This is a genomic window from Chromohalobacter israelensis DSM 3043 (genome assembly GCF_000055785.1).
Lineage (GTDB): Bacteria > Pseudomonadota > Gammaproteobacteria > Pseudomonadales > Halomonadaceae > Chromohalobacter > Chromohalobacter israelensis.
In genome coordinates, this window is sequence record NC_007963.1 from 237,999 (window position 1) to 263,335 (window position 25,337).

The window sequence follows — 25,337 nt, forward strand, 5'->3', positions numbered from 1 at the left end:
ATGATGACGACCCAGTCGGAGTCGAGCGAGCGGCGTGTCCTCTCCGTCGAGCGCTTGTCGATCGATATTTCGCATGAGCACGACACGCAGCGCGTGGTCGACGACCTGAGCTTCACCCTGCATGCCGGTCGCACGCTGTGCATTGCCGGTGAGTCGGGAAGCGGCAAGTCGCTCTCCTCGCTGGCGATCATGGGCCTGCTGCCCAAGGTGGCGCGGTTGCCGAGCGGCGCCATCCTCTATGGCGAGCGGGATCTTCTGGAGTTGCCCGAGCGCGCCATGCAGCGCCTGCGCGGGCGCGACATCGCGATGATCTTCCAGGAACCGATGACGTCGCTCAATCCGTTGATGACGGTCGGGCAGCAACTGGAAGAGACCATTCGCCGCCACAAGCTGGCCGAAGGCGGGCAGGCCCGTCGCCGCGCTCTCGAGATGCTCGATGCGGTACGGGTGCCGCATGTCGAGCAGCGGCTCAAGCAGCATCCGCACGAGCTGTCCGGTGGCATGCGTCAGCGGGTGATGATCGCCATGGCGATGGTCTGTCATCCCAAGGTGCTGATTGCCGACGAGCCGACCACGGCGCTGGATGTGACGATTCAGGCACAGATCCTCGAGCTGATGCGTGAACTGCAGCGCGAGTTCGATACCGCGCTGCTGATGATTACCCACGACATGGGCGTCGTCGCCGAGATGGCCGACGAAGTGGTGGTCATGAACCGTGGCATCGTCGAGGAGTCCGCTTCGGCGCGTACGCTGTTCACCGACCCGCGGTCGGCGTACACGCGTAAACTGCTGGCGGCGGTTCCCCGCCTGGGCACGGCCGCGGTAAGGCCGTTGGCCAGCGAGGCGCATGCCCCGATGCTGGCGGTGGAAGGGTTGCGGGTGCGCTTCCCGGTCAAGCGACGGTCGCCGTTCGAGACTCGCCGTGAGGTCTGCGCGGTGGAAGACGTCAACTTCACGCTGCATGCCGGGGAAACGTTGGGCATCGTCGGCGAGAGCGGCTGCGGCAAGTCGACCACCGGCAAGGCCTTGATGAACATGCTCGACTACACGGGCAGCGTCAGATTCGAAGGGCGCGAACTCAACGGCTTGCGTGGCGCCGCGCTCAAGGCTGTGCGCCGCGACATCCAGATGATCTTTCAGGACCCTTTTGCCGCGCTCAATGCGCGCAAGAGTGTGGGGGATCTGGTCGGCGAGCCGCTGCTGGTACACGGCCTGGCCGACGCCGCAGAGCGCCGGCGCCGCGTGGCCGAACTGCTCGAGCAGGTCGGACTGCCGGCCGAGGTGGCGCTGCGTTATCCGCACCAGTTCTCCGGCGGGCAGCGTCAGCGCATCTGCATCGCCCGTGCGTTGGCGCTCAATCCCAAGGTGATCATCGCCGACGAAGCTGTCTCGGCGCTGGACGTCTCGGTGCAGGCCCAGGTATTGGCGCTGCTGGAGGACCTGCAGCAACGCTTGAACCTGAGCTATCTGTTCATTTCCCATGACATGGCGGTCATCGAGCAGATCAGCCACCGTGTCGCGGTCATGTATGCTGGCCAGATCGTCGAGATCGGCAGTTGCCAGCAGGTGCTGCACGATCCGCGCCACCCCTATACCCGGCGCCTGCTCTCCGCCGTTCCCATGCCCGATGTGGACGCCAAGCGTGACTTCGCCGCGTTGCTTCAGGCCTCGGAAGCGCCCGACCCCATCAAACCGCATGGCTACCAATTGCCCCCGTTGCGTTATGCCGAGCCACAGACGGGGCACTGGGTCGCCTTGGCCTGAGCAAGCCCGATCGAGCAGGCCTCAAATGCTGACCAGCGACTCCCACCAGCGGGTGAGGGTGCGCTGCCAGTCCGGAGCCTGCCGGTGTTCGCTGCGCGTATCGTTGAGATAGACCGTGGCGGTGAGCCCGGCCGCGAGGTCGATGTCCTCGGGGACGTCGTCGAGGGCGATGCGCACGGGGATGCGCTGCGAGAGCCGGACCCAGTCGAAGGAGGTGCTGACGTTCGCCAGCCCCGTGCCTTGGCTGTCGAGGCTCTTGTCGGAAATGCCGCGTGCGATGCTGTCGACGTGCCCCCAGAGCGGCGTGTCGCTGGCGAGCAGCTGGATGCGCGCCGGGGCGCCGATGTCGATGGCGTCGAGCTTGGTTTCCTCGAAATAGCCGAGCACGTGAAAGCTGCCGGCATCGACCAGGGTGACGGCGTCCTCGCCGGCCGAGACGTACTCGCCGGGTCGCAGCAGCAGGTTGGTGACATAACCGTCGACCGGGGCGCGCACGGTGGCGCGTTCGAGGTCGAGCTTGGCCTGCTCGACCGCGACCTCGGCCTGCTCGACCTGAGCCTGAGCGCTGGAGTAGGCGAAGCGTGCGTCGTCGCGATCTTCCTGCGAGGCGTAGTCGCCGAGCTTCTGACGACGGGCGTTGGCGGCCTTGGCCTCCGCGCGCTGCTGCTCGAGGTTGTTGAGGTTGGCGCGGGCCTCGGACAGCGCCAGCGCGTAGCGCTGCTTGTCGATGGTGAACAGCACGTCGCCGGCATGCACGAAGTCGTTGTCCTCGACCTGAAGGTTTTCGACCAGGCCCGAGACATCGGTCCCGAGGTTGATGATGTCGGCCCGAACGCGGCCATCGCGCGTCCAGGGGTCATGCATGTAGTGGTTCCAGATCTGCGCGATGGCGATCACGGCCAGCGCGAGTATCGCCAGGGTCAGCAGCGGGCGCACGTATCGGCGTGCGCGCGAGGAGATCGTCATGGCGTCATCCTTCTTGTGAGTGGGCGATCGGCAAGGCACCGGCGAGGGCGAGTACCGACCACAGCAACAGGGCGTAGAGTGCGATGTCCACGAGCACCGGCTGCCAGAACCAGTGATAGACACCCAGGCGCGTGAACACGCGCCGCAGCAGCAGGTAGAGGCCGAGCGTGACGAGGACGGGAACGGCCAGCGGCGGCATCAGAAAACCGAGAAACGTCCATTCAGCGAACATGCGGCGTCTCCTGTCGGGGCGGCGTTGTACGGCGGTCATGCGGGGCGGTCGGGGCATCATCATCGGCCTGGGCCTCCAGCGTCACGCCGGGCGCCTCGCGCATGAGATGCCCCAGCATGGCGATTTCCCCCGCCGTGGCGACGGAGAGCCGGGGCTCGTGATAAAAGCGGTCGACCCATTGACGGGCCTGATTGGAAAGCTCGTGCCAGACCTCGGGCGAGTGGTGTCGCCGCGCCACCAGGCGCTGGCCGATATCGTCCAGCCAGGCCTCGAGCTCCCGGCGGTGCGGCGCGAGCTCTTCGCGCAGCCGCCGAATGCGCCACACGCACAAGGCGAGGGCGTGCAGGTCGAGCGCCTCGCGCAGCGTGTCGTCCGTGCCGCCCAGTGCCACCAGGCGGCCCAGGCGATCGTAGAGACGGCTTTCCAGGCGTGCCCGATTGGGCAACGCGGGCTCGCACATCAAGCGCGCCACGCCTCGCCAGTAGGCGCCGAGCAAGGTGCGTATGCGCTCGGCGGGCGAGCGCTGGCGCATCAGGGCATAGGTGAACATCGCCGTGGTGGTACCGATCAACGAGGCGAGGCCGCCGTTGATGTAGGTCGTGGGCGAAAAGGTGTAGGTGCTGTGCAGGTTCAGCAGCGTCATCAGCGTGATGGCTCCGGAGAGGCCCATGGCCGCCCAGCGCGGACGCGGCGTGAGAAGCGTGCCGACCATGACCGGTATGCCGATGGCGATGGCCAGCAATGGGAACCCGTTGATCACCGGCAGGACCAGAAACAGCAAGACCGCGCCCAGGGTGACGGCGGCGAGCGTGCCCCACAGAAACTGATAGACCACGGCGGCGGGATTGGGCGCCTTGGCGAACAGCATGGTGAACACCCCCAGCAGCATCATGGCGAGATACCCGGAGTGCCAGCCGCTGTGTATCCAGAACAGGCCCAGCAGTTCGAAGGCGACGAACACGCGCAGCGCGTTGTAACGGGCCACGAAGTGCTCGTTGTGCGTGGTGCGGGTACGCTTTTCGCGGGGCAGGGCATGCACCCGGGCCGAGGCCGGCGCGTTCAGTGCATGGCGCAGGCGCCGGCCGTGCTGGAGCAGGCCGAGCACTTCCCCGAGACGTTGGCGGGCCAGTTCGGCGCGCACCCGGCTGCGAGGGCTCACGCGCTCCGGGTCCCACGCGAAATCCGGCAGCGTCAGTTTTTCCAGCGGCTCGCCGGCCGGCTGTTCGGCGATGGTGGCAAGCAGCGGTGCGGCATGCGCGTTCAATTGCGCCAGCCAGTGCTCGCCGTCCTCGCAGGCGCGCAGGTAGTCGAGGGCGGTTTCCAGTTCGCGGATGGCCGTGATCAGCGCCAGGCTGTCACTGGCGAAGCGGTCCAGCGCGGGAATGAAACGACTCAAGCGCCGGGTTTCCAGGTGGGTGAGACCGCGTAGCTTCTCGAACTGCTGATAGTCGCCGAGCAGCGCCTTGAGACGTGCGTCCTGCGTCGCGCGGGGGCGTGGGCTGTCCAGAGCCGCGAGGGTTTCCTCGGCGGCGTTTTTCAGAAACCCCGAGAGCGCCTCGGGGAGGGCCCGGCTCCCGAAACGCGGTGCGATGAGCAGATGCATCAAGACGCCGCAGCCGATGCCCAGCGCGGTTTCCGTGAAGCGTCCCAGCGCGATGGTCCAGATGTCCTCGACCCCCGTGCCGAGGGCGGTCAACGACACCAGCGTGGCGGTATACCCGCTGAGCATCATCACGTAGCCCAGGTATTCGTCCTGTTCGAGCATCACCCAGTACATGCAGAACGCCAGCCAGGCGCCGGAGAACAGCAGGTACAACATCGGCTGCTGGCCGAAGAACGCGATCAGCACCAGCCCGGCCACGGCGCCGAACAGGGTGCCGAAGAAACGTGCCACGCCGCGCCCGATGATGATGCCGATGGGCGGCGTGCCGCCGGTGAACATCACCGGCTGCAGGGTGACGATCATCACCGCGAGGATGGCCCAGGCGGGCTGGTACAAGTCCAGACGCAACGCCAGGAACAGGGCCAGCCAGACGGCCAGTACCGTGCGTAACGCCAGCAGCCAGTGATCGGTGGAAATACGCAGCATAACGATATCCAGCCCCGGTCGAACGGCCGAGGCGATCAGAGAAAAAGCCAGATAAATATTAGTCTGCGAATTATCCCAGTCCGTGGGACATTTGTCTAATGCTGCAGGCTCGCGCCAGCCGATGCCCCCTGGAAATTTCATCGAGTGCCCTCATCTTCCCTCCCAACCGGACACCGATTCACATCCCCGCGATCAGGAGGACGCCATGAGCTTCCAGGGTGAACAGTATCCCGGCGTGCAGACGCCGTCGGCCGAAACCCAGGGGTTTCGTTTCAACCACACCATGCTGCGCATGAAGGATCCCGAGCGCTCGCTGGCGTTCTATTCGCGCGTCTTCGGCATGCGTGTGCTGCGTAAGCTCGACTTCCCTGAGATGCAGTTCTCGCTGTACTTCCTGGCCAACGTGGACGACAACGACGCCGTGCCGGAAGACACCGCCGAGCGCAATGTGTATACCTTTTCGCAAAAGGGCATCCTCGAGCTGACCCACAATTGGGGCACCGAGGATCAGGAAGGTTTCGCCTACCACGACGGTAACGCCGAGCCCCAGGGCTTCGGGCATATCTGCTTCTCGGTACCGGACCTGCCCGCTGCGGTGGCGTGGTTCGACGCCAACCAGGTCGAATTCAAGAAGCGTCCCGACGAGGGCAAGATGAAGGACGTGGTGTTCGTCAAAGACCCCGACGGCTACTGGCTCGAGGTCGTTCAGCCGGAACGCTCCAGGGAGCTCGGCCAATAACGGCGCGCCGCATGGCCAGCGTCGAACGCCCGGTGTCGCATGGCACCGGGTTTTTTGTGCGTGTCCGCCAGGTGCGCGGTTACGTTGAAAGTACGCAAGCAAGACATGATGCGGGAACCGTCGGTGTGGGATAACGTCAGAGAGAGGCACGTGGCAAGGAAACGCCCACTTTGGTAGAGGAAGGCCCCCGATAATGGACCGCAGAACCCTGCTCAAGCGCTCACTGGCCCTGGCGGCCTTTTATGGACTGCCCGCCGCGCCCTTGCTGGCGGCGACGCGTCAGATGCCCGCCATCGCCGACGGCGAGGCGCAACGTTTCAGTTTCGACTGGTTGCAGCGTCTGGCCCGGGAAATGGCCAATGCGCCGTATCGCAACAACATGCGCGAGCTGCCCGAGACCCTGGCGTCTCTCACGCCCCAGCAGTACAACGCCATCGGCTACGATGCCGGGCACTCGCTGTGGCATGACCTGGATGGCAAGCTCGACGTGCAGTTCTTCCACGTGGGCATGGGCTTCAACCAACCCGTGCGCATGTACGCCCTCGACCCGGACTCGCACCAGGCGCGCGAGATTCACTTCGACCCCGACATCTTTCGCTACGACGGTGCGAACGTCGATGTCGCCCAGCTCGAGGGCGAGGACACCTTGGGCTTCGCCGGTTTCCGGGTCTTCAAGGTACCCTCGCTGACCGAGCGCGATATCGTCTCCTTTCTCGGCGCGAGTTACTTCCGTGCGGTGGACGATACCTATCAGTACGGCATCTCGGCACGCGGTCTGGCGGTCAATACCTTCGCCGAGTCGGAAGACGAGGAGTTCCCCACCTATACGCGCTTCTGGCTGGAGACCCCCGCCCCGGACAGCACCACCTTCACCGCCTATGCCCTGCTCGATTCGCCCAAGGTGGCCGGCGCCTACCGCTTCGTGATCGACTGCCAGCCGACGCGGGTGGTGATGGATATCGAAAAGCACCTGTATCCTCGCGAGGCCATCAAGCAGCTGGGCATTGCTCCGATGACCAGCATGTTCAGCTGTGGCACCCACCAGCGCCGCATGTGCGACACCATTCATCCGCAGATTCACGATTCCGACCGTCTCACGATGTGGCGGGGCAACGGGGAGTGGGTGTGTCGTCCGCTCAACAATCCGCCGGTCTTGCAGTACAACGCCTTCGCCGATGAGTCGCCCAAGGGCTTCGGGTTGCTGCAGACCGAGCGCGATTTCGAGGCCTACGAAGACGTGATCGGCAATTATCACGAACGCCCCAGCCTGTGGATCGAGCCGCGCAGCGACTGGGGCAAGGGGGAGATCCAACTGATGGAGATCCCCACCACCGGGGAAACCATGGACAACGTGGTGGCCTTCTGGAAACCCGCCGCGCCCGTCGAGCCCGGCGATTCGTTGACCTTTGCGTATCGCCAGTACTGGAGCGCACTGCCGCCGGTGCGGCCCGACCTGGCACGCATTCGCGAGACGCGCAGCGGCATGGGCGCCTTTCCCGAAGGCTGGGCCCCGGGGGAGCACTATCCCGAGGAGTGGGCGCGGCGCTTCGCCGTGGACTACGTGGGCGGCGATATCCTGAACATTGCCAAGAACGGTCCTCCGATCATGGCGCAGTTGGAGATATCGGGGGGCAGGACCAGCGATATCCAGATCTTTCAGGTCGAGGAGTTCGAAGGCATTCGCGTCATTTTCGACTGGTACCCCACGGATGCCTCGACCGATCCCATCGACATGCGCATGGTGCTGGAGGGCGACGGCGACCCCCTGAGCGAAACCTGGCTCTATCAGTACTTTCCGCCACCGCCGGAGCAGCGCGAGCATCCGCCGCATCCGCTCGATGACTGAAAGCCGGCGGTCACTGCCTTTCTATAAAACAGTGTTATCATGATGTGCTCTGACAATAAATAATCATCAAAACAGGAGAATCGACATGATGACTGCATCCCACCCGCTGGCGCGCGGCACCAAGGCGGCGCTGCTTGGTGCCTGCCTGGCCGGCCTGCCGCTGGGCATGGCGCAGGCGCAGGACGACACGACGGACGTGCGCTTTTCCGTACCACCGTGGCCGGGCGTGACGGTCAAGACCGAACTCGCCGCGCAGTTGCTCGATACGCTGGGGTATACGCCGCAGCAGGAGCAGCTCGGCACCACCATCACCTACCAGGCGCTCAACCAGAACGAGTTGGACGCCTTCCTCGCCGGATGGCTGCCCGCCCAGCAGGGCATGTACGACACCGCCCTGGAAAAGGGCAAGCTGGTCGATCTGGGCAACAACGTCGATGGCGCGCGCATCGGCTTCGCGGTGCCCAGCTACGTCTTCGATGCCGGCGTCACCTCCGCCGAGGATCTCGACACGCCGGAAAACGCCGAGCGTTTCGGGCGTACCGTCTACTCCATCGAGACCGGCACGGGCATGAGCGAGCAGCTCAATGCCGGCGTCGCCAGCGATACTTACGGCCTGGGCGACTGGGAGCTTTCCGAGACATCCACGCCGGGCATGCTCGGCGCCGCCGACAGTGCCATCGACAACCAGGAGTGGATCGTCTTCGCCGGCTGGACGCCGCACTGGATGAACATCAAGTACGACATCGCCTATCTCGACGACCCCGAGGACTTGTGGGGAGAGGACGGCGGTCGCAGCGACGTGCGCACCCTGGTCACGAAGACATTCTCCGAGACGCACCCCAATGCCACCAGGTTGCTCGATCAACTGGACTTCACCGCCGACGACCAGAGCGACATGATCCGTCGCTACGATCAGGACGGGATGCCCAAGGACGAAGCTGCCATCGCCTGGATGCGCGACAACGCCGACAAGGTGGAAGGCTTTGTCGATGGCGTCACCACGCGTGACGGCGAGCCTGCCTGGCCGGTGGTGAAAGAAGCGTTCGACCTGTAGGCCGCTCCCCGCGGCGCCAACGCAAAAGGGCGGTGCCAAGGCACCGCCCTTTTCGATGGCGCTTGCTGATGACGCTCAGTCCTTCAAGGCCTCGGTCAGCGTATCGACATTGTGACGGAACATGCCGAGGTAGGTGCTGGCTTCGCCCTCGGCCGCCAGGGCGCCGGCGTAGAGCGTGCCTCCGATGGTCACCCCGGTTTCGTCGGCCAGCTGCTCGAGCAGGGCGGGGCTGGTCATGTTTTCCAGGAACAGTGCCTTGACGTTGCGTGCCTGGATCTGTTCGATCAGCTTGGCCATGCCGGCGGCGCTGGGCTCGGCGGCCGTGGAGAGGCCGACCGGCGAGAGCACGTCCAGCCCATAGGCGTTGGCGAAATAGCCGAAGGCATCGTGGTTGGTGATCAGCACGCGATTGGCCTCGGGAATCGCGCCGATCCGACGATGGACCTCGGCATCCAGCGTATCCATGGCCTCGACGTATTGCTCGGCATTGCGGCGATAGTCAGCGGCATGCTCGGGGTCTGCCGCGACGAGCGCGTCGCGGATGTTGGCCACGTACTGCTTGCCGTTTTGCAGGTCCTGCCAGGCGTGCGGGTCTTCCGGACCGTGGTCGTGGCCCGCATGCTCACTGTGGTCGTGGTCGTGGTCGTGGTCGTGGTCGTGGTCGTGGTCATGATCGTGGCCTGTGGCGTGGTCGTGACCTTCATGATCGGAAGAGTGCTCTTCGCGCTCCTCGTCGAAGCTCAGGGCATCGATGCCCCGGCTTGCCACGACCACCGGCCCCTCGTAGCCGCTGGCTTCCACCAGGCGGTCCAGCCAGCCTTCGAAATGCAGCCCGTTGACGACGAACAGGTCCGCCTCGCCGACAGCGCGTGCGTCGGTGGGGCTGGGGGAGAAGACATGGGCGTCGCCGTCCGGACCGACCAGCGTGGTGACGTCGACATGCTCGCCACCGACTTCCTCGACCATGTCGCCGAGAATGCTGAAGCTGGCGACGACGCTCATCGGACCCTCGGCGCGTGCCGCACCGGACAGCGTCAGAGCGGCGGCACCGAGCAGTAAGGTGAAAGACTTGGACATGCGAACTTCCTCTTATCGATGGACGAGGCCGGTCAGGCCCTTGAAGCGTTCATGGCGACGTGCAGGTGTCTTCGTTCTTTTCCAGCGGCGCGGCGCGACGGCGCAGGCGTGCCAACAGACTGCCATGGCGGCCGCAGAGCGCCGAGACGAGATAGATGGTGCCGGCGATCAGGATGATGCACGGGCCGGAAGGCAGGCCGAGGTGGTAAGACAGCAGCAGGCCCCCGGCGCTCGACAGCATGGCGATGACGATCGCCAGTCCGATCAGGCCTTCGAGCCGCTGCGACCAGAAACGCGCGGCGGTGGCGGGCAGCATCATCAAGCCCACCGCCATCAGCGTGCCCAGGGTCTGAAAGCCGGCGGTGAGGTTGAGTACCATCAGCCCCAGGAAGATGCCATGCACCAGGCCGCCGCGAATCCCCTGGCCGCGTAGAAAGAGCGGGTCCAGGCATTCCACCACCAGCACACGAAAGATCAGCGCCAGCACCAGCAGGGTGGCGCTGGTCACCGAGGCGATCAGCCACAGGGCGGTATCGTCGATGGCGAGGATCGAGCCGAACAGGACATGGGTGAGATCGACACTGCTGCCGCGCAGCGAGACCAGCATCACCCCCAGCGCCAGGGAGATTAGATAGAAACTGGCCATGGCCGAATCTTCTCGGTGACCGGTCATGCGCGATACGCTGCCTGCCAGCCCGGCCACCAGCAGCCCGGCCACCAGGCCGCCTAGGCTCATTGCCGGCAGCGAGAAGCCCGCCAGCACGAAGCCCAGCGCCACGCCCGGCAGCACCGCGTGAGCCATGGCATCGCCGACCAGGCTCATGCCGCGCAGCATCAGGAACACGCCCAAAGGCGGCGCGGCCAGCGACAGTGCCAGGCCGCCCACCAGCGCGCGGCGCATGAAGGCGTAATCGGTCAGCGGGGCGATGAGCCATGCACCCAGCGTGGTCAATAGGTCGAGCATGGCGGTACGTCCGGCAGGTTCAGGGAAATGAAGGGCGCCTGGGTATGCGCATGGCGGCGCGCGGGGGCATGATGCCGTTCGAGCAGCGTTTCCGGTTCGACCCATTGGGCGTGACCGCCCGCCAGCAGCAGCACGCAATCCGCCAGGCGCGCCAGCTGCTCCATGTCATGCAGGACCACGATGACCGTGGCACCCTGGTTGGCGATGTCGCGCAGGGTGTCGCAGAGAATTTCCACGGTATGAGTATCGACATTGGCGAACGGCTCATCGAGCAGCAAGAGCTCCGCTTCCTGCATCAGCGTGCGACCGAGCAGGGCTCGCTGACGCTGGCCGCCGGAAAGCTCGCCGAGCGGACGGTGTGCCAGGCCACTCAGCCCCAGGCGCTGCATCACGCCATGCATGTGGCGATAATCGTCCGGGCCGTAGCGCTTGAAGGTGCCGTGAGTGGGCCAGCGTCCGGTCAGCATCAGCTCCTCGACGCTCATCGGAAAGGTCAGGTCCAGCGCTAGCTGTTGCGGCAACCACGCGCGGCGTTCCTTGGGCATGGAACAATGTACCTGGCCGGAAAGCGGCGACAGCAACCCCATGATCGCCTGAATCAAGGTGCTCTTGCCGGCTCCGTTGGCGCCGACCAGCGCGGTGATTGCACCGTCCTCGAACGTCCCGCTGACGTCCTCCAATACCGTGCGCCCGCCCTGGGCGAGGGTCAGTTTGTCGAGCGTCAAGCGGCTCATGCAAAGGCTCCCATCGCCCACGCCACGGCCAGCCAAAGCAGCCCCAGCGGCAACAGTGCCAAGAGCACGCGACGCCCGGCGCCCATCGACATCAGGGAAAAGTGGCAAGGCCCATCCGGGCGGTGACGGTGTGACATGACGACTCCTCGGTACCATGCAGAAGGTTATAACGTAACAAAACTTTTGCCAAGCGTTTTGCCGTCACCTGCGAAAAGCGCAATAGGATAACGTTTTCGGCGAGTCGTGGGGAAGGGCGAAAAAGCGCTTGTGCACGCAAGCGCCCGACTGGTACGCAGTGGCCGCCGAGCGTGACAAGGCTTGACTATCCTATAAATAATTGTTTTCTTTCGACGCCTTGATCGATAAGAAGGTGTTTTTCCTTATTGCCTCTAAGCTAGTAACTGCGCCGTGACGAGCGCCGTGAAACGCTCGTGTGCCGGCTTCCGTGAACGCAAACCTTGCCTGAACCACATCAGGAACTCCTATGACGACACAATCCAATAACGAGGCACCGACACGCGATCGCCTCAATGGGCCGGTGTTCTATAGCTCGGTGATCGGCATCGTCGCCTTCTCGCTGTGGACCATGGTCGCTACCGACCAGGCCAATACCATCATCAATGCCATACTCGGCTGGATCTCCAACACCTTCGGCTGGTACTACTTCCTGACCGTCGTGATCTACCTGGTCTTCGTGATCTATCTGGGGGTCTCGCGCTACGGCAGCATCCGACTGGGGCCAGAGCATTCGCGCCCCGACTTCAATATCTTCTCGTGGTCGGCGATGCTGTTCTCCGCGGGGATCGGCATCGGCGTGATCTTCTTCGCGCTGGCCGAGCCGTTGACGCAGTTCTACAACGCGCCCGACGCGCCCGAGGATCAGGTCGCCGCGGCACGCCACGCCATGGAACTGACCTTTCTGCACTGGGGGCTTTCCGGCTGGGGCATCTACACCCTGGTGGGCATGGCGCTGGCCTTCTTCAGCTATCGGCACAACCTGCCGCTGACCATCCGCAGCGCGCTCTACCCGATCTTCGGCGAGCGGATCTACGGCATGATCGGCCACGTGGTCGACACCGCTGCCGTGCTGGGCACGGTATTCGGCATCGCGGCCAGCCTGGGGATCGGGGTCATCCAGCTCAACTTCGGCCTGGACTACATGTTCGGCATTCCCAAGGGTACCTGGACCCAGGTGGTGCTGGTGCTGGGCATCGTGCTGTTCGCGACCATTTCCGCCGTGACCGGGGTGGAACGCGGCATCCGCCGTCTTTCCGAGTTCAATATCCTGCTCGCGGTCCTGCTGCTGCTGTTCGTGCTGTTTGCCGGCAAGACGATCTTTTTGCTCAACGCGCTGGTGATGAACATCGGCGACTACCTGACCAACTTCGTCAGCCTGTCGTTCAACACCTATGCCTTCGACCGGCCGACCGGCTGGTTGAACGGCTGGACGCTGTTCTTCTGGGCCTGGTGGATCGCGTGGGGGCCGTTCGTCGGGCTGTTCCTGGCGCGCATCTCGCGGGGCCGGACGATCCGCACCTTCGTGCTCGGCACCATGACGCTGCCGATCATCTTCATGTTCCTGTGGATGTCGCTGCTGGGTAACAGTGCCATCGACATGGCGATGAACGGCGCCAGCGAGTTCGGCGAGCAGGTGATGAACAACCCGCCGGCGGGGATCTATCTGTTCCTCGAATCGTATCCGATGCCGCTTTTGACCACCGCGGCGGTGAGCATCCTGGCGATCGTGTTCTTCATCACCTCGGGGGATTCCGGGGCGCTGGTTCTCTCGAACTTCACCTCGAAGCTCAAGAACGTCAACAGCGATGCGCCGGTCTGGATGCGTATTCTGTGGTCGGCGGTGATCGGCATCCTGACCCTGTCGCTGCTGCTCGCCGGGGGGCTGACCACCTTGCAGAGCGCGGTGGTGATCACCGGACTGCCATTCTCGATCGTGCTGTTCTTCATGATGGCGGGGCTGCTCAAGGCACTGAAGCTCGAGGCCTTCAAGGAAGACAGCCGGCGCCTGAGCCTGGCCGGCCAGCTTTCCGGTCGTACCGGTGGCGGCGAGCGCGACTCCCGCAATTGGCAGCAGCGCCTTCGTCGTGCCATGAGCTTCCCCGGCAAGAAGCAGGCACGGCGCTTCATGGAGGAAACCTGCAAGCCCGCCATGGAAGCCGTGCGCGACTCGCTGCAGGAGCAAGGCGTGTCCGTCGAGATCAATCAGGGCGTGCAGAACGGCGACGACTACCTGTCGCTCAACGTCGATTTCGAGGACGAGCAGAACTTCACCTACCAGGTCTGGAGTCAGGGCTTCTCGACGCCCGGATTCGCGATGCATGCCCCGCATGCCGACTCGCGCTACTACCGGCTGGAGGTCTACCTGCTCGAGGGTAGCCAGGGTTACGACCTGATGGGCTACACCCGCGATCAGGTGATCGGCGACATCCTCGACCAGTACGAACTGCACATGCAGTTCCTGCACCTCAACCGGATAGAGCCGGGCAACATCAACATGCCCGACAGCCCGGAACAGCCGCCTTCATAAGGCGTGCCCGGCCGGCCGCCACCGTCAGGCGGCCGGCCTTCTTGAGAAGCTTGAGCCCCCGGTCGCGATGCGGCCGTGGGTTTTTGCGTGGGAGGGGCGAGCAATACCCAATGCCGAGAATCGCCTGCAAGCAGCCTTCTTCAGAGAATGGTAATGTCATAGTCAGGCAAGAGGCTTTATCCGTCAGCGAATGAGTCAGCCGAGATGCACTGCAAACGGCGTTGGTGCGCTCTTTGCGGCTCTTCGCCAACTATTTGATTTATTTGGTTCTTTAACAAATTGCGCTGATCAAAAAATAGGCGACATCACTGGTGGAAAGATGTCGGCCGATTTTGTCCTTTAGAAACAAGCGTCTATGATTAGACCGTTCCCCGCAGGCGCGGGGATCAACCGACGGCAGCATGCGAGCCGCGCTCACCGTGTTCCCGTTCCCCGCAGGCGCGGGGATCAACCGCCGGTATTCATGCCAGTGTGCGCAGACCCAATCCGTTCCCCGCAGGCGCGGGGATCAACCGGATCATGTCGGCCATGCGATCGCTGACGTCATCCGTTCCCCGCAGGCGCGGGGATCAACCGTCGACGTCGATCCAGCGTGCGAATGCCACGGCCCGTTCCCCGCAGGCGCGGGGATCAACCGCCAGCTTGAATGAGCCATCCCACAGGCCGCTGCCGTTCCCCGCAGGCGCGGGGATCAACCGGGAGGACAAAAATCACCACAAAAGGCCCATTGCCGTTCCCCGCAGGCGCGGGGATCAACCGCCCAGGGGCGAATCATATGGCAGTATCGCAACCCGTTCCCCGCAGGCGCGGGGATCAACCGGCATTCACGATGATTGCGCAACACGATTTGCACCGTTCCCCGCAGGCGCGGGGATCAACCGTCCCCATGCTCGCATCACACCGTCTGCCCAGCCCGTTCCCCGCAGGCGCGGGGATCAACCACGTGCCACCAAGGTGCGTCGGGGCGACCTGTACCGTTCCCCGCAGGCGCGGGGATCAACCGCCGACCGAGCTTCTGGTCGAGGAAATGGCCGACCGTTCCCCGCAGACGCGGGGATCAACCGCAAGCGCGCCGCGACGAGGTGGCACTGATCGGCCGTTCCCCGCACACGCGGGGATGAACCGATGACGGACCAGCTACGGGACGCCCGGGATATCCGTTCCCCGCAGGCGCGGGGATGAACCGACGATGGCCAGGTCGGCCATCGCGTCTTCCACCCGTTCCCCGCACATGCGGGGATGAACCGTCGACCAGCTTGGCGACGCCCGCCATAGCGCCCTGTTCCCCGCAAGCGCGGGGATCAACCGAACGCCTGGGCGTCCATGTCGTCGATGTTGACCCGTTCCCCACAAGCGCGGGGATCAACCGACCCCACTGACCAGCGCACACCGCGCCGCCATCCATTCCCCGCAGGCGCGGGGATCAACCGTTGTCCAGGGTGCGCTGCTGGAAGCGACGCGGCCGTTCCCTGCAGGCGCGGGGATCAACCGGCGCTGGCCACCAGCGAGGCCGGGGTGGCGCACCGTTCCCCGCAGGCGCGGGGATCAACCGACGATCAGCGCGGCAACTATCAGAATGGCGGTCCGTTCCCCGCAGATGCGGGGATCAACCGCCGACCCGGCCGCGTCCACCACATAACGACAACCGTTCCCCGCAGACGCGGGGATTCATCTCGCTTTATGGTCTTCCAAGTAAAGGACGGCCTGGTCGGTGCGAACCCAATCAATGGGTTTCGTTACCGGTCCCCATCGAAGGAGCTGAGTATGTCGGCAGACAATGACGCGATTGCTTTTTATCACCGCTACGCGGGCAAGGCGATGCCGGGCCAGTCGGGAGACAGCTGCCACCTGTTGGCTTGGCACAGCCTTGATGTCGCGGCCGTCGGCTGGCATTTATTGGCCCCCGAGCGCCCACTGACGCAGCAGCTGGCGCTACGGCTTGGCATCGAGACGGAACCGCTGCGGCGACTGCTGGTATTTCTGCTCGGTTTGCATGATCTCGGCAAGTTCTCGCGTGCCTTTCAGGAAGTGCTGAAGTTGACACTCGAGGGTATGGCCAAGCCATTGGGTAAGCCTTATCTGGAGCGGCATGACCGTCTGGGTGTCTTGCTGTGGGATGCCTGGTGGCGCCAATGGCGTCGCGAGGGCGTGCTGCACTGGCCGCCCGATGATCAAACGCCTGCCAGAAAGCTGCTTGAGCCAATGGCTAGCCTGATGGCACCTTTTTTCGGTCACCACGGCCGGCCGGTCGTGACCGGTCGTTTAAACGTCGAAGCCTTTTACGGCAGCGATGCACAGGTCGATGACGTCACGGCGGCACGCGATTTCATCGCGGACTGGGCCAAGGTGGTCGAACCGCATTGGCCGGTCGAACTGCTGCTTGACGAAGAGTGGCTAGACGTTTTCAGGACATTGAGCTGGACCATCGCCGGTTGGGCGACATTGAGCGATTGGCTGGGCTCCCATCGCGAGTACTTTCCATATTGCGAGCGGGCGATGTCACTGTCCGAATACTGGTCTCGTGCGCTCGGCCAGGCCGAATCGGTGCTGCAAGCCACCGGCTTTGCCGCGTCCCCCGATCCCGTCCCCTACGAGAGTTTGGCGCAGTGGTTCAGCGCCGACATTACCCCGACGCCATTGCAGCAGAAGGCGGAGGCGATATCACTCGAGGCGGGGCCGCAGCTGTTCATCCTCGAAGACGTCACTGGCGCGGGGAAGACCGAAGCGGCCTGCATCCTGGCGCAACGCCTCTTGGCCGCTGGACATGGCGAAGGGCTCTACTTCGCGTTACCGACCATGGCGACATCGAACGCCATGTATGCCCGCCTGGGGGATCTCCATTACCGCTTTTACAGTGCAGAATCGCGTCCGTCTTTCGTGCTGGCGCACGGCGCTCGCCAGTTGAACGAGGATTTCGAGCGTGCCGTCATGGCTGCTCAGCCCGGTGACAACGATTACGCCGCCATCGACGCCAGCGCCTCGACGCAGTGCAGTCGCTGGCTCGCCGACTCCAACAAGAAGGCCCTGTTGGCCGATGTCGGTGTCGGTACAATCGATCAGGCACTGATGGGGCTTTTGCCGTTTCGGCACCAGTCGCTGCGGCTCCTGGGGCTGGCGCGCAAGGTATTGATCGTCGATGAGGTACACGCCTTCGACCACTACATGCAGACACTTCTGCACCAACTGCTTGCACATCACGCCCGTCAGGGGGGAAGCGCGATCCTGCTGACCGCGACGCTACCTTTTGCGATGCGTCAGGCCCTCGTCAACGCCTGGCAGCAAGGACTCGGGTATGAGTCGGCAGCACTGAGCAGTACCGACTATCCGCTGCTGACACATAGCGGTCAGGGCGCTCATCGCGAGACGCCACTGGCAACCCGCCCCGAGGTGATGAGGCGAGTCGAGATTGGCTGGTTGACCCAAGAGGAAGACGCGATCGCAGAGGTGTCGCGGGGGATCGAAGCGGGCGACTGCATCGTCTGGGTGCGCAATACGGTCGATGATGCCATCCGTGCCTGGCAGGCCATTCGTGATATCCACTCCGATCCCGAGCGCTGTCTGCTGTTCCATGCCCGCTTTGCCATGGTGGACCGACGCCGCATCGAGTCCGATGTGATCGAACGTTTCGGCAAGACGTCGACGCCTTCTATACGCCGAGGCCAGGTGCTGATCACCACCCAGGTTTTTCAGGAGAGCCTCGACTGCGACGCCGACCGAATGATCAGCGACATCGCCCCGATCGATCTGCTAATACAGCGCGCCGGCCGGTTGCAGCGGCACCAGCGTGGTGAGCGTCAGCCACCGAGGCTTCTGGTGCTGGCACCCGAGTGGGAAGAGTCTCCCAAAGCGGATTGGCTCAGTCGGGCTCATCGCGGTACGCAGGCGGTGTATCAAGACACCTCGTTGATCTGGCTGACGCAACGCGTGCTGCGGGAACTGGGCGCCATCGAGATGCCAGACGCTGCGCGCGAGCTGATCGAACGGGTCTATGCCTGTTCCATCGACGAGATTCCCGAGGCACTGGAGCAGGCTCGTCTGGAACGCAGTGGCATGAACAAGATGGTGGGATCGATGGCGACTCACAATACGCTCGATCTGCAAGACGGCTATCGGCTCAACGAGGACTTCGATCAATGGCAGGAAGAGCGCGATGTGGGCACGCGGCTGAGCGACGAGTCGAGTGTCAACGTGGTGCTGCTCAAGCGTCAGGATGATTCGCTGGTGCTGTGGGCCGATGGAGAGCATCACGCCGATATGCTGAGCCAGTGCCGGCTGCGAGAAAGCCAGGTGAGGAAGTTGGCCGAGTTGCCCGAACGCGATGCCGAAAGTTGGGAGGCCTTGCAGGAGCGCTACAAGGCGTTGCGGTTTACCCGGCCCTGGCTGCCCGAGGAAGATGACGATTGCCGCTACGATAGCCAGTGGGGCGTGGAATTGGCTCGATCCGAGCAAAAGCGTTGATTGTTGCGGGTTATGAAACTGGCGGTGATGTGATCTTCGTGCTACATAATAGCTTAATATGTAGCATGAAGGTGTCATATGGCAACTCCTCACAACCCGCCGGCAGCCGTGCGTCGCGCGCTGCGCAAGCTCGGGGCCGACATTCACGATGCGCGACGTCGGCGCCGGCTTACCATGGCCGTCGTTGCGGAGCGCGCCTTCACATCGCGCTCTACCCTGCAGAGAATCGAGGCCGGCGACGCCAGCGTCGGTATCGGCATCTATGCGAGCGTGCTTCAGGCGCTCGGCCTTCTCGATGGACTCGCGGATATTGCCGACATTGGCAATGACAGCGTTGGCCAGGCGCTTGCCAGTGCCGAGCTGCCCAAGCGAGTCGGATCGAAACGCTTACCGAGGTCTTCGCACAATGACTGAGTTCGAAGTACATATCGACCTCGGTGGGAGCACCTTTCCAGTCGGTCTGGCCAGGTGCAATCGCGTGCGTGGCACGGAGAGGATTCTTTTCGAATACGACGCCGAATGGCTCGCGTCGCCGGATCGCTTCTCACTGGAGCCTGCCCTTGCACTCACGCGGGGAGCCTTCGCTCCACCTGCAGGGATGACCAGCTTCGGCTCGATTGGCGACTCGGCGCCCGACACCTGGGGCCGTCGTCTGATGCAACGTGCCGAGCGGCGGCGTGCCGCGCGGGAGGGTCGCAGTGTTCGAACGCTTGCCGAGAGCGATTACCTGCTGGGAGTGTCTGATGAGACTCGGCTTGGTGCCCTGCGTTTTCGCCGAGTGGGCGAGACGTCATTTCAGGCGCCGATTCAGGCTGGCGTTCCTGCCCTCGTCGAGCTGGGTCGACTGCTTCAGGTCACAGAGCGTGTCTTGCGTGACGAGGAAACGGATGAAGACCTCCAGCTCATCTTTGCCCCGGGCTCGTCCCTGGGTGGGGCCCGCCCGAAAGCCTCGGTCATCGATCAGTACGGCCACCTCGCGATCGCCAAGTTCCCGAAGGATACCGACGAGTACAGTGTGGAGACCTGGGAAGAAATCGCGCTCCGCTTGGCCAACCAGGCTGGCATCGTGACGCCGCAGCACGAACTGGTCGACGTGGGCGGTCGGGCCGTCATGCTGTCGAGACGATTCGATCGAGATGGCACTATCCGCATTCCGTTTCTTTCCGCGATGGCAATGATGGGCGCCAGGGATGGCGAACCTGGCAGCTATCCCGAAATGGTCGATGCTCTGACCGCGCATGGCGCTCAAGGAAAGACCGACGCGCACGCACTGTATCGGCGCGTCGTCTTCAGCGTGATGATCTCCAATGTCGACGATCATCTGCGCAATCACGGCTTTCTGTGGTTGGGGAACGCTGGATGGTCACTCGCTCCGGCCTATGACCTCAACCCGGTGCCCAGTGACCTCAAGGCGCGGGTGTTAACCACGAACATCGATCTCGACGAGAGCACCTGCTCGGTCGATCTGCTGGAGGCGGCATCCGGTTATTTTGGGCTCACGCTGGCCAACGCCCGGCGAATCATCAAGGACGTTGCGTCAGTAACCGCAACCTGGCGGAACACTGCCAGGGCCGTTGGCGCACGTCCGGCCGAGATCGAGCGTATGGCCAGCGCCTTCGAGCATGATGACTTACAGCATGGGCTGGCGTTGTAAAGCCAGTGTCTTAAACCCTGATAGGTGTTCACTGCAAAAGCTATTCTGGCTTTGGTTGTTTATATGGCACGACGATAAAAACGAAATCCATTTGTAGGAGAAAAGCCATTGTAACAAACTGGTTCTTTATGAAAGCTAGTGTGAATGTGTCCTGTCAGCCGCAATAGTCTGGAATGCCCATGAACCTCCTGACTGATCCTTGGTTACCCTTCCGCAGATCAGACGGAAGTCTTCTCTATCGCCCCCCTTCGGCCCTGGCCGATCCCGATATCCTCGACCTTGCCCTTCCCCGTGCCGATTTCCAGGGTGCCGCATGGCAGTTTCTGATCGCACTGCTGCAAACGGCGATGACGCCAAAGAACACTGATGCCTGGCTGGACCGCTATCAGACGCCACCCAGTGTCGAGGAATTTGAAGCAGCATTGGCGCCATTTTCGAGGGCCTTCGAACTCGACGGCGAGGGCCCGCGCTTCATGCAGGATCTCGATCCGCTCGAGGACGTCAAGGACGCCCCGGTTGCCGGACTGCTGATCGATTCTCCCGGCGCCAACGGCATCAAGAACAATACCGATTTCTTCGTCAAACGCGGTCGAGTCGAAGCCGTATGCCCGGACTGCGCGGCGCTGGCGCTCTATACCATGCAGATAAACGCGCCCGCCGGCGGTGCCGGCATCCGCGTTGGCCTGCGTGGCGGCGGGCCGCTGACCACGCTGATCCTGCCCGAAGACGAGACCAAATCGCTGTGGGAGCGCCTCTGGCCCAACGTCATGCCGGCCGATGCCGTGGGTCAGCCGGGGCAGACATGGCGCCCGCCCACGGTCGACGACGCTGACCTGTTTTTCTGGATGAGCGACACTCGAGTCAGCGACAAGAAGGGCACCGAGGTTTTTCCCGATCAGGTCCATCCCCTGCACGCCCTGTGGTCGATGCCGCGCCGCTACCGTTTGCTGTTCGAGGATGAGTCGGGTTGTTGCGATCTCTGTGGTCGCGAGTGTTCGCGACTAGTGCGTCGGCTGCGTTCGAAAAAGCAGGGTGCCAACTACGATGGCCCCTGGCGTCATCCACTGACCCCGTATCGCCGTCTCAATCCCAAGAAAACCGACGAGTTACCACTTTCCAGCAAGGGGCAGCCCGGCGGACTGGGCTACCGCCACTGGCCGGGACTGGTGCTGGAAGACGAGGCGAGCAGTGGCGCGATGCCAGCGAGAGTCGTGACGCATCATCTGCACAAATATCGCATGGTCGAATCCGCGCGCGATGACGGCGAGGCGTTCGACGCGATGTTTCGGCACGCCCGGCTATGGGTGTTCGGCTACGACATGGACAACATGAAACCTCGTGGCTGGTACAGCGTTGAAATGCCGCTGGTGGGTGTCCCCGAAGCGCATCAGGAGATATTGCGCGATTGGGTCAAGCGCTTCGTCGACCTGGCCAGCGATGTTGCCTGGCAGGTGCGTAATCAGCTCAAACGGGCCTGGTTCAAACGTCCCGAGGATGCCAAGGGCGATATGAGCCAGATCGATGCCCAGTTTTTCGAGGCGACCCAGCTCGCGTTCTTCGATGTACTACGCCAGATGAGCGAGACGCTACGCGACTATGGGGATACACCGGCGCTATCCCCGGAGATCCACCAAAAGTGGCATCTGACGCTCAAGCGGGAGGCGCTGAGACTCTTCGATGCCCAGGCCATCAGCGGACCATTGGAAGGCATGAAGATGCAGCAGCTCGAGCGGATCACGAGCGCGCGGCGCTATTTGCTGGCCTATCTGAACGGTAGCGGCAAAAAGGTTCAGGTATTTGCCCAGGTCGGCGGGTTCGAATTGAAGGCGCCGCAGTCCGAAGGCAATCGGAAGGGGAACGCAGCATGAGTGAGATCGAACAGGATGCGGTATCCGAAGACGCGAGCGAGGCCGGGAAGAGCGCAGTGGAAAGTCATCTGTATGCGCTGGATAACAATGAGGCCTTCGAGCTGCGCTTGTGGTGGCAGCGGCTGGTCATGGACGAACAGGAACTCAAGCGCTACACCAAGCGCCGGCCTTACCCGCGCGGGGTACGTGCTGCGCTGCGCCGTTGCGATGCCATCGAGTCCGTACTGCTAACCGAGGCTTTTCGCCACCTCTGGCAGGCACTCGAGACGCGAGTATGGAAAGAGATGCCTGGCGATGGCCCGAGTCAATGGCGTGATAGGCGCCTCGAAGCCTGGGCGGTGATCGCCGCCATTGTGAGTGAACTGCGCGCCGAGACTTTCGGTGCACCACTTGGGAAGCGGTTGGGCGAAAACCGGCCCAATACCGGCGATACCCCGCGCATGAGCGATCTGCGCTTCCAGCAACTGCTCGACTGCCATACGCCCAAAGAGCTGATCCGCCGCTTCAGAAGGGCATTGAAGCTCGCCGACGGCACTGGTGTCAGTGTCGTGCGCCTCGCCGATATGGTGGCGCTCTGGCATCGCGAGCAGCGCGGTCAGTATCGCCCTGAAGCGACCCAGCGTTTCGCCTTTTTGATGAGTGACGATTACTTCAAGGCGCGCTCTCAGAAAATGGCAACGAGCGACTGATCCTTCGGCCAAGGACGCCATCGGCCACTACCCATCATTACCATTGCAGGGGACCTTTCATGAGCCACTTCATTCAGTTGCATCTACTAACTTCTTATCCGCCCTCCAACCTCAACCGTGACGATCTGGGCCGTCCCAAGACGGCGTTCATGGGTGGCGCGCGCCGTTTGCGCGTCTCCTCCCAGAGTCTCAAGCGGAATTGGCGCACCTCGACGCTCTTCGAGGAAGCGGTCGATGGTCACAGGGGAACGCGCACCAAGCGATTGGGTAAGCAGGTATTCGATCGCATGAAAGATGCTGGTGCTGACGACAAAATCGCCGGTAGTAGTGCTGAAAAGATCGCGAGTATCTTCGGTACGCTGCGCAAGGTTGGAAAGGGTGAGAAGCACGAATTCGAGATCGAGCAGCTCGTTCATGTCGGGCCGGAAGAGATTGCGGCGCTGGAAACACTGGCCAATACATTGGGGGCAGAAAAGCGCGAGCCGACTGACGAAGAGATCACGAATGTTCTCCTGCGACGCCCGACAGCCGTCGATATTGCGCTCTTTGGACGTATGCTCACCGGGGAAAAAAATAAGCTCGTCAAATACAGTGTAGAGGCTGCCTGCCAGGTCGCGCACGCTATTACCGTCCATGCCGCCGAGGTCGAGGACGACTACTTCACCGCAGTCGACGATCTCAATACCGGCGATGAGGATCGTGGCGCAGCGCATATCGGTGAGGCCGGTTTTGCCGCCGGGCTGTTTTATCTCTACCTCTGCATTGATCGCGATCTACTGGTCGAGAATCTGCAAGGCAATGCGGACTTGGCCGATCGCGCCATTGCTGCGCTGGTTGAATCCGCCGTCAAGGTTTCGCCCAAGGGCAAGCAGAACAGTTTCGGCTCTCGCGCCCACGCCAGTTATCTGCTGGCAGAAAAAGGCGATCAGCAGCCGCGCTCGTTGTCGGCCTCCTTCCTGCAGCCGGTCAATGGTGAAGGACAAGCGATCAAGGCCATCAGCAAACTGGAACGCCAGGCTCAGGCTTTCGATGATGCTTATGGTGCCGGCGCCGACAGTCGCTTTGTTCTCTCTGCCGAGCCGGATTATGAAAAGCCTCCGCTGAAGGGTGACGTCCAAACGGGAAATCTGCAGGACCTGCTGACTTTCCTCAAGGGCGATGACTAAGCGGAGGCGATATGACGGGACATCTGGTCTTTCGGCTCTATGCGCCGATGGCGAGCTGGGGCGAAGCTGCGGTAGGGGAGGCGCGGCCGACCGCGACGTACCCCGGGCGCGGCGCCATCCTCGGCTTGATCGGCGCTGCACTTGGCATCCGGCGCGACGATGACGAGGGGCAACTAAGGCTTCGGCAAAGCCTGGGCATCGCGGTCAAACAGCGCTCTCCAGGCTGGCTGCTACGCGACTACCACACCGTGCAGGTGCCACCTTCACAATCGAAGGTGAACTACCGTTCGCGGCGTGAAGAACTTTCGGTGCCCAAGGATGCCCTCAATACCATTCTCTCTTCCCGGGACTATCGCTGTGATGGCCTGTGGGTCGTGGCGCTGCGTCTGATGCCCGACGCGGTCTGGACACTGGACGAACTCAAGAGCGCGCTGGAGAGGCCTCGCTTCACGCTCTATCTCGGCCGTAAGGCATGCCCCCTGGCGGCACCGCTCACGCCCGCCATCGTGGAGGCGGATCACTGGCGCGGGGCGCTGGATCACGGCTTTGACAGCGCAACCGATCCCGAAAGGACATGGTTGCCGCTCATCGGTAACGAAGCACAAGACCTACGCTTGCTGAGGCTGCCCGGTCAGGTGCTCTATGCCTGGGAAGGCGAGGCAGATGCACTAGACGGTAACGCCGACATGGCGGAGTCCAGCGAGACCTGGGATGAACCGCTGCATCGCCGCCGCTGGCAGTTCGGGGCGCGTCTCGAGCACCGCCGAATCGAGTCGGTGGAGGGGCAGAGCTAATGTATCTTTCAAGTGTCAGAGTCGACCTCAACGCCCTTACCCGAGAACAGCTTTTCGATGTGCTGGAAGGCGGGGCCTATACGGCCCACCAACTGCTCTGGACGCTGTTTGCCGATACGTCAGAGGGCGAACGACCCTTTCTCTTCCGCCAGGAAATGGAGGAAGCGGCCAATGGAAAAAGTCAGGGACTGCCGCGGTTTTATGTCTATTCGACTCGTCGACCGGAAGCCGTGGCCGGTCTCGATGTGCAATGTAAGCCTTTCGCACCGCAACTCGCCAAAGGCGAGCGCCTCGCTTTTCGCCTGCGTGCCAATCCCACGGTTGCCAAGTCCGCGGGTGAGGGACAACGATCGCATCGCGCTGATGTGCTGATGAATGCCAGAAAGCCATTCTCCCCTGGTGAGCGAACGAGCCAGGCATGCGTTGATGCAATGGAGACCGCCGCACGTGACTGGCTGGCGGAACGCGCGCCGCGATTCGGGTTTGAACTGCCGGTGGCACCGGAGATGGGCGCCTATCGGCAGCATGAACTGAAGAAATCCGATCGCCGGGAGCCGATTCGTTTCTCCAGCGTCGATTACGAGGGACTGCTGGAAGTTACTGACCCGAGGCGTCTGATCGAAACGCTCGCACACGGGGTCGGACGGGCCAAAGCGTTCGGCTGTGGATTGATGTTGTTACGTCGGCCATAGGAGATC

General features: G+C 63.0%; 20 protein-coding genes and 1 CRISPR repeat array. Of the genes, 13 read left to right on the forward strand and 7 right to left on the reverse strand.

Annotated features, from left to right (window positions below):
• A complete protein-coding gene (locus tag CSAL_RS01075; protein ID WP_244846444.1) occupies positions 1-1,764 on the forward strand; it encodes an ABC transporter ATP-binding protein in 1,764 nt (587 codons plus the stop codon).
• Between the two features lie 21 nt (positions 1,765-1,785).
• Here the strand turns inward: CSAL_RS01075 and CSAL_RS01080 are convergent, their stop codons facing one another.
• The 3 genes from CSAL_RS01080 to CSAL_RS01090 are packed head-to-tail and all read right to left on the reverse strand — an operon-like array spanning position 1,786 to position 5,051.
• Positions 1,786-2,730, reverse strand: a complete 945-nt coding sequence (locus CSAL_RS01080; RefSeq protein ID WP_011505525.1) for an efflux RND transporter periplasmic adaptor subunit — start codon at positions 2,728-2,730, stop codon at positions 1,786-1,788.
• Positions 2,731-2,734: 4 nt separating this feature from the next.
• Positions 2,735-2,962, reverse strand: coding sequence for a DUF1656 domain-containing protein (locus CSAL_RS01085; protein ID WP_035414941.1), 228 nt, complete (start codon positions 2,960-2,962; stop codon positions 2,735-2,737).
• Complete coding sequence (locus tag CSAL_RS01090; protein ID WP_011505526.1) at positions 2,952-5,051, reverse strand: FUSC family protein; 2,100 nt, start codon at positions 5,049-5,051, stop codon at positions 2,952-2,954. Before CSAL_RS01090 ends, CSAL_RS01085 begins: the two co-directional genes overlap by 11 nt.
• A gap of 205 nt (positions 5,052-5,256) precedes the next feature.
• Here CSAL_RS01090 and gloA point away from each other — a divergent pair, with 205 nt between their 5' ends.
• From gloA to CSAL_RS01105, 3 genes are all read left to right on the forward strand, one after another.
• The gene (gene gloA, locus CSAL_RS01095; RefSeq protein WP_043557863.1) at positions 5,257-5,790 is read left to right on the forward strand and encodes a lactoylglutathione lyase; all 534 of its coding nucleotides are present in this window, start codon (positions 5,257-5,259) and stop codon (positions 5,788-5,790) included.
• 193 nt (positions 5,791-5,983) lie between these two features.
• Positions 5,984-7,636, forward strand: a complete 1,653-nt coding sequence (locus CSAL_RS01100; RefSeq protein ID WP_011505528.1) for an OpgD/OpgG family glucan biosynthesis protein — start codon at positions 5,984-5,986, stop codon at positions 7,634-7,636.
• An 85-nt stretch (positions 7,637-7,721) separates the two neighbouring features.
• Positions 7,722-8,690 carry an ABC transporter substrate-binding protein gene (locus CSAL_RS01105; RefSeq protein WP_011505529.1) on the forward strand — a complete coding sequence of 323 codons (969 nt, stop codon included), beginning with the start codon at positions 7,722-7,724 and terminating at the stop codon, positions 8,688-8,690.
• A gap of 75 nt (positions 8,691-8,765) precedes the next feature.
• Here CSAL_RS01105 and CSAL_RS01110 read toward each other — a convergent pair whose 3' ends face one another.
• Genes CSAL_RS01110 through CSAL_RS17550 form a run of 4 tightly spaced genes read right to left on the reverse strand, consistent with a single transcriptional unit; the run spans position 8,766 to position 11,602 of the window.
• A complete protein-coding gene (locus tag CSAL_RS01110) occupies positions 8,766-9,767 on the reverse strand; it encodes a metal ABC transporter solute-binding protein, Zn/Mn family (RefSeq protein ID WP_011505530.1) in 1,002 nt (333 codons plus the stop codon).
• Positions 9,768-9,816: 49 nt separating this feature from the next.
• Positions 9,817-10,731, reverse strand: coding sequence for a metal ABC transporter permease (locus CSAL_RS01115; protein ID WP_043557866.1), 915 nt, complete (start codon positions 10,729-10,731; stop codon positions 9,817-9,819).
• On the reverse strand, positions 10,716-11,465 hold the full coding sequence (locus tag CSAL_RS01120) for a metal ABC transporter ATP-binding protein (RefSeq protein ID WP_011505532.1): 750 nt from the start codon (positions 11,463-11,465) through the stop codon (positions 10,716-10,718). Before CSAL_RS01120 ends, CSAL_RS01115 begins: the two co-directional genes overlap by 16 nt.
• Positions 11,462-11,602, reverse strand: coding sequence for a hypothetical protein (locus CSAL_RS17550; RefSeq protein ID WP_164915593.1), 141 nt, complete (start codon positions 11,600-11,602; stop codon positions 11,462-11,464). The genes CSAL_RS01120 and CSAL_RS17550 overlap by 4 nt, the downstream gene beginning before the upstream one ends.
• A 347-nt stretch (positions 11,603-11,949) precedes the next feature.
• On the opposite strand from CSAL_RS17550, the gene CSAL_RS01125 reads away from it, so the two are divergent.
• The 9 genes from CSAL_RS01125 (at position 11,950) to cas6e (ending at position 25,331) form a co-directional block, all read left to right on the forward strand.
• Positions 11,950-14,010 carry a choline transporter gene (locus CSAL_RS01125; RefSeq protein ID WP_011505533.1) on the forward strand — a complete coding sequence of 687 codons (2,061 nt, stop codon included), beginning with the start codon at positions 11,950-11,952 and terminating at the stop codon, positions 14,008-14,010.
• 364 nt (positions 14,011-14,374) lie between these two features.
• A CRISPR array of direct repeats spans positions 14,375-15,379; the repeat unit is 29 nt; unit sequence CCGTTCCCCGCAGGCGCGGGGATCAACCG.
• A 395-nt stretch (positions 15,380-15,774) separates the two neighbouring features.
• Positions 15,775-18,468: a CRISPR-associated helicase/endonuclease Cas3 gene (locus tag CSAL_RS01130; protein ID WP_011505534.1), complete on the forward strand. Its 2,694-nt coding sequence runs from the start codon at positions 15,775-15,777 to the stop codon at positions 18,466-18,468.
• A 78-nt stretch (positions 18,469-18,546) separates the two neighbouring features.
• The gene (locus CSAL_RS01135; RefSeq protein ID WP_011505535.1) at positions 18,547-18,882 is read left to right on the forward strand and encodes a helix-turn-helix domain-containing protein; all 336 of its coding nucleotides are present in this window, start codon (positions 18,547-18,549) and stop codon (positions 18,880-18,882) included.
• Positions 18,875-20,122: a type II toxin-antitoxin system HipA family toxin gene (locus tag CSAL_RS01140; RefSeq protein WP_011505536.1), complete on the forward strand. Its 1,248-nt coding sequence runs from the start codon at positions 18,875-18,877 to the stop codon at positions 20,120-20,122. The genes CSAL_RS01135 and CSAL_RS01140 overlap by 8 nt, the downstream gene beginning before the upstream one ends.
• Positions 20,123-20,301: 179 nt before the next feature.
• Entirely contained in the window at positions 20,302-21,990 is a 1,689-nt protein-coding gene (gene casA / locus CSAL_RS01145) for a type I-E CRISPR-associated protein Cse1/CasA (protein ID WP_043557868.1), read from the forward strand.
• Positions 21,987-22,679: a type I-E CRISPR-associated protein Cse2/CasB gene (gene casB, locus CSAL_RS01150; protein WP_011505538.1), complete on the forward strand. Its 693-nt coding sequence runs from the start codon at positions 21,987-21,989 to the stop codon at positions 22,677-22,679. Before casA ends, casB begins: the two co-directional genes overlap by 4 nt.
• Positions 22,680-22,738: 59 nt before the next feature.
• Positions 22,739-23,845 (forward strand): type I-E CRISPR-associated protein Cas7/Cse4/CasC, encoded by a 1,107-nt coding sequence (cas7e, locus tag CSAL_RS01155; RefSeq protein ID WP_011505539.1) that lies wholly within the window; start codon positions 22,739-22,741, stop codon positions 23,843-23,845.
• An 11-nt stretch (positions 23,846-23,856) separates the two neighbouring features.
• Complete coding sequence (gene cas5e / locus CSAL_RS01160) at positions 23,857-24,639, forward strand: type I-E CRISPR-associated protein Cas5/CasD (protein ID WP_011505540.1); 783 nt, start codon at positions 23,857-23,859, stop codon at positions 24,637-24,639.
• Complete coding sequence (cas6e, locus tag CSAL_RS01165) at positions 24,639-25,331, forward strand: type I-E CRISPR-associated protein Cas6/Cse3/CasE (protein ID WP_011505541.1); 693 nt, start codon at positions 24,639-24,641, stop codon at positions 25,329-25,331. Before cas5e ends, cas6e begins: the two co-directional genes overlap by 1 nt.
• The last annotated feature ends 6 nt before the right edge of the window (positions 25,332-25,337 follow it).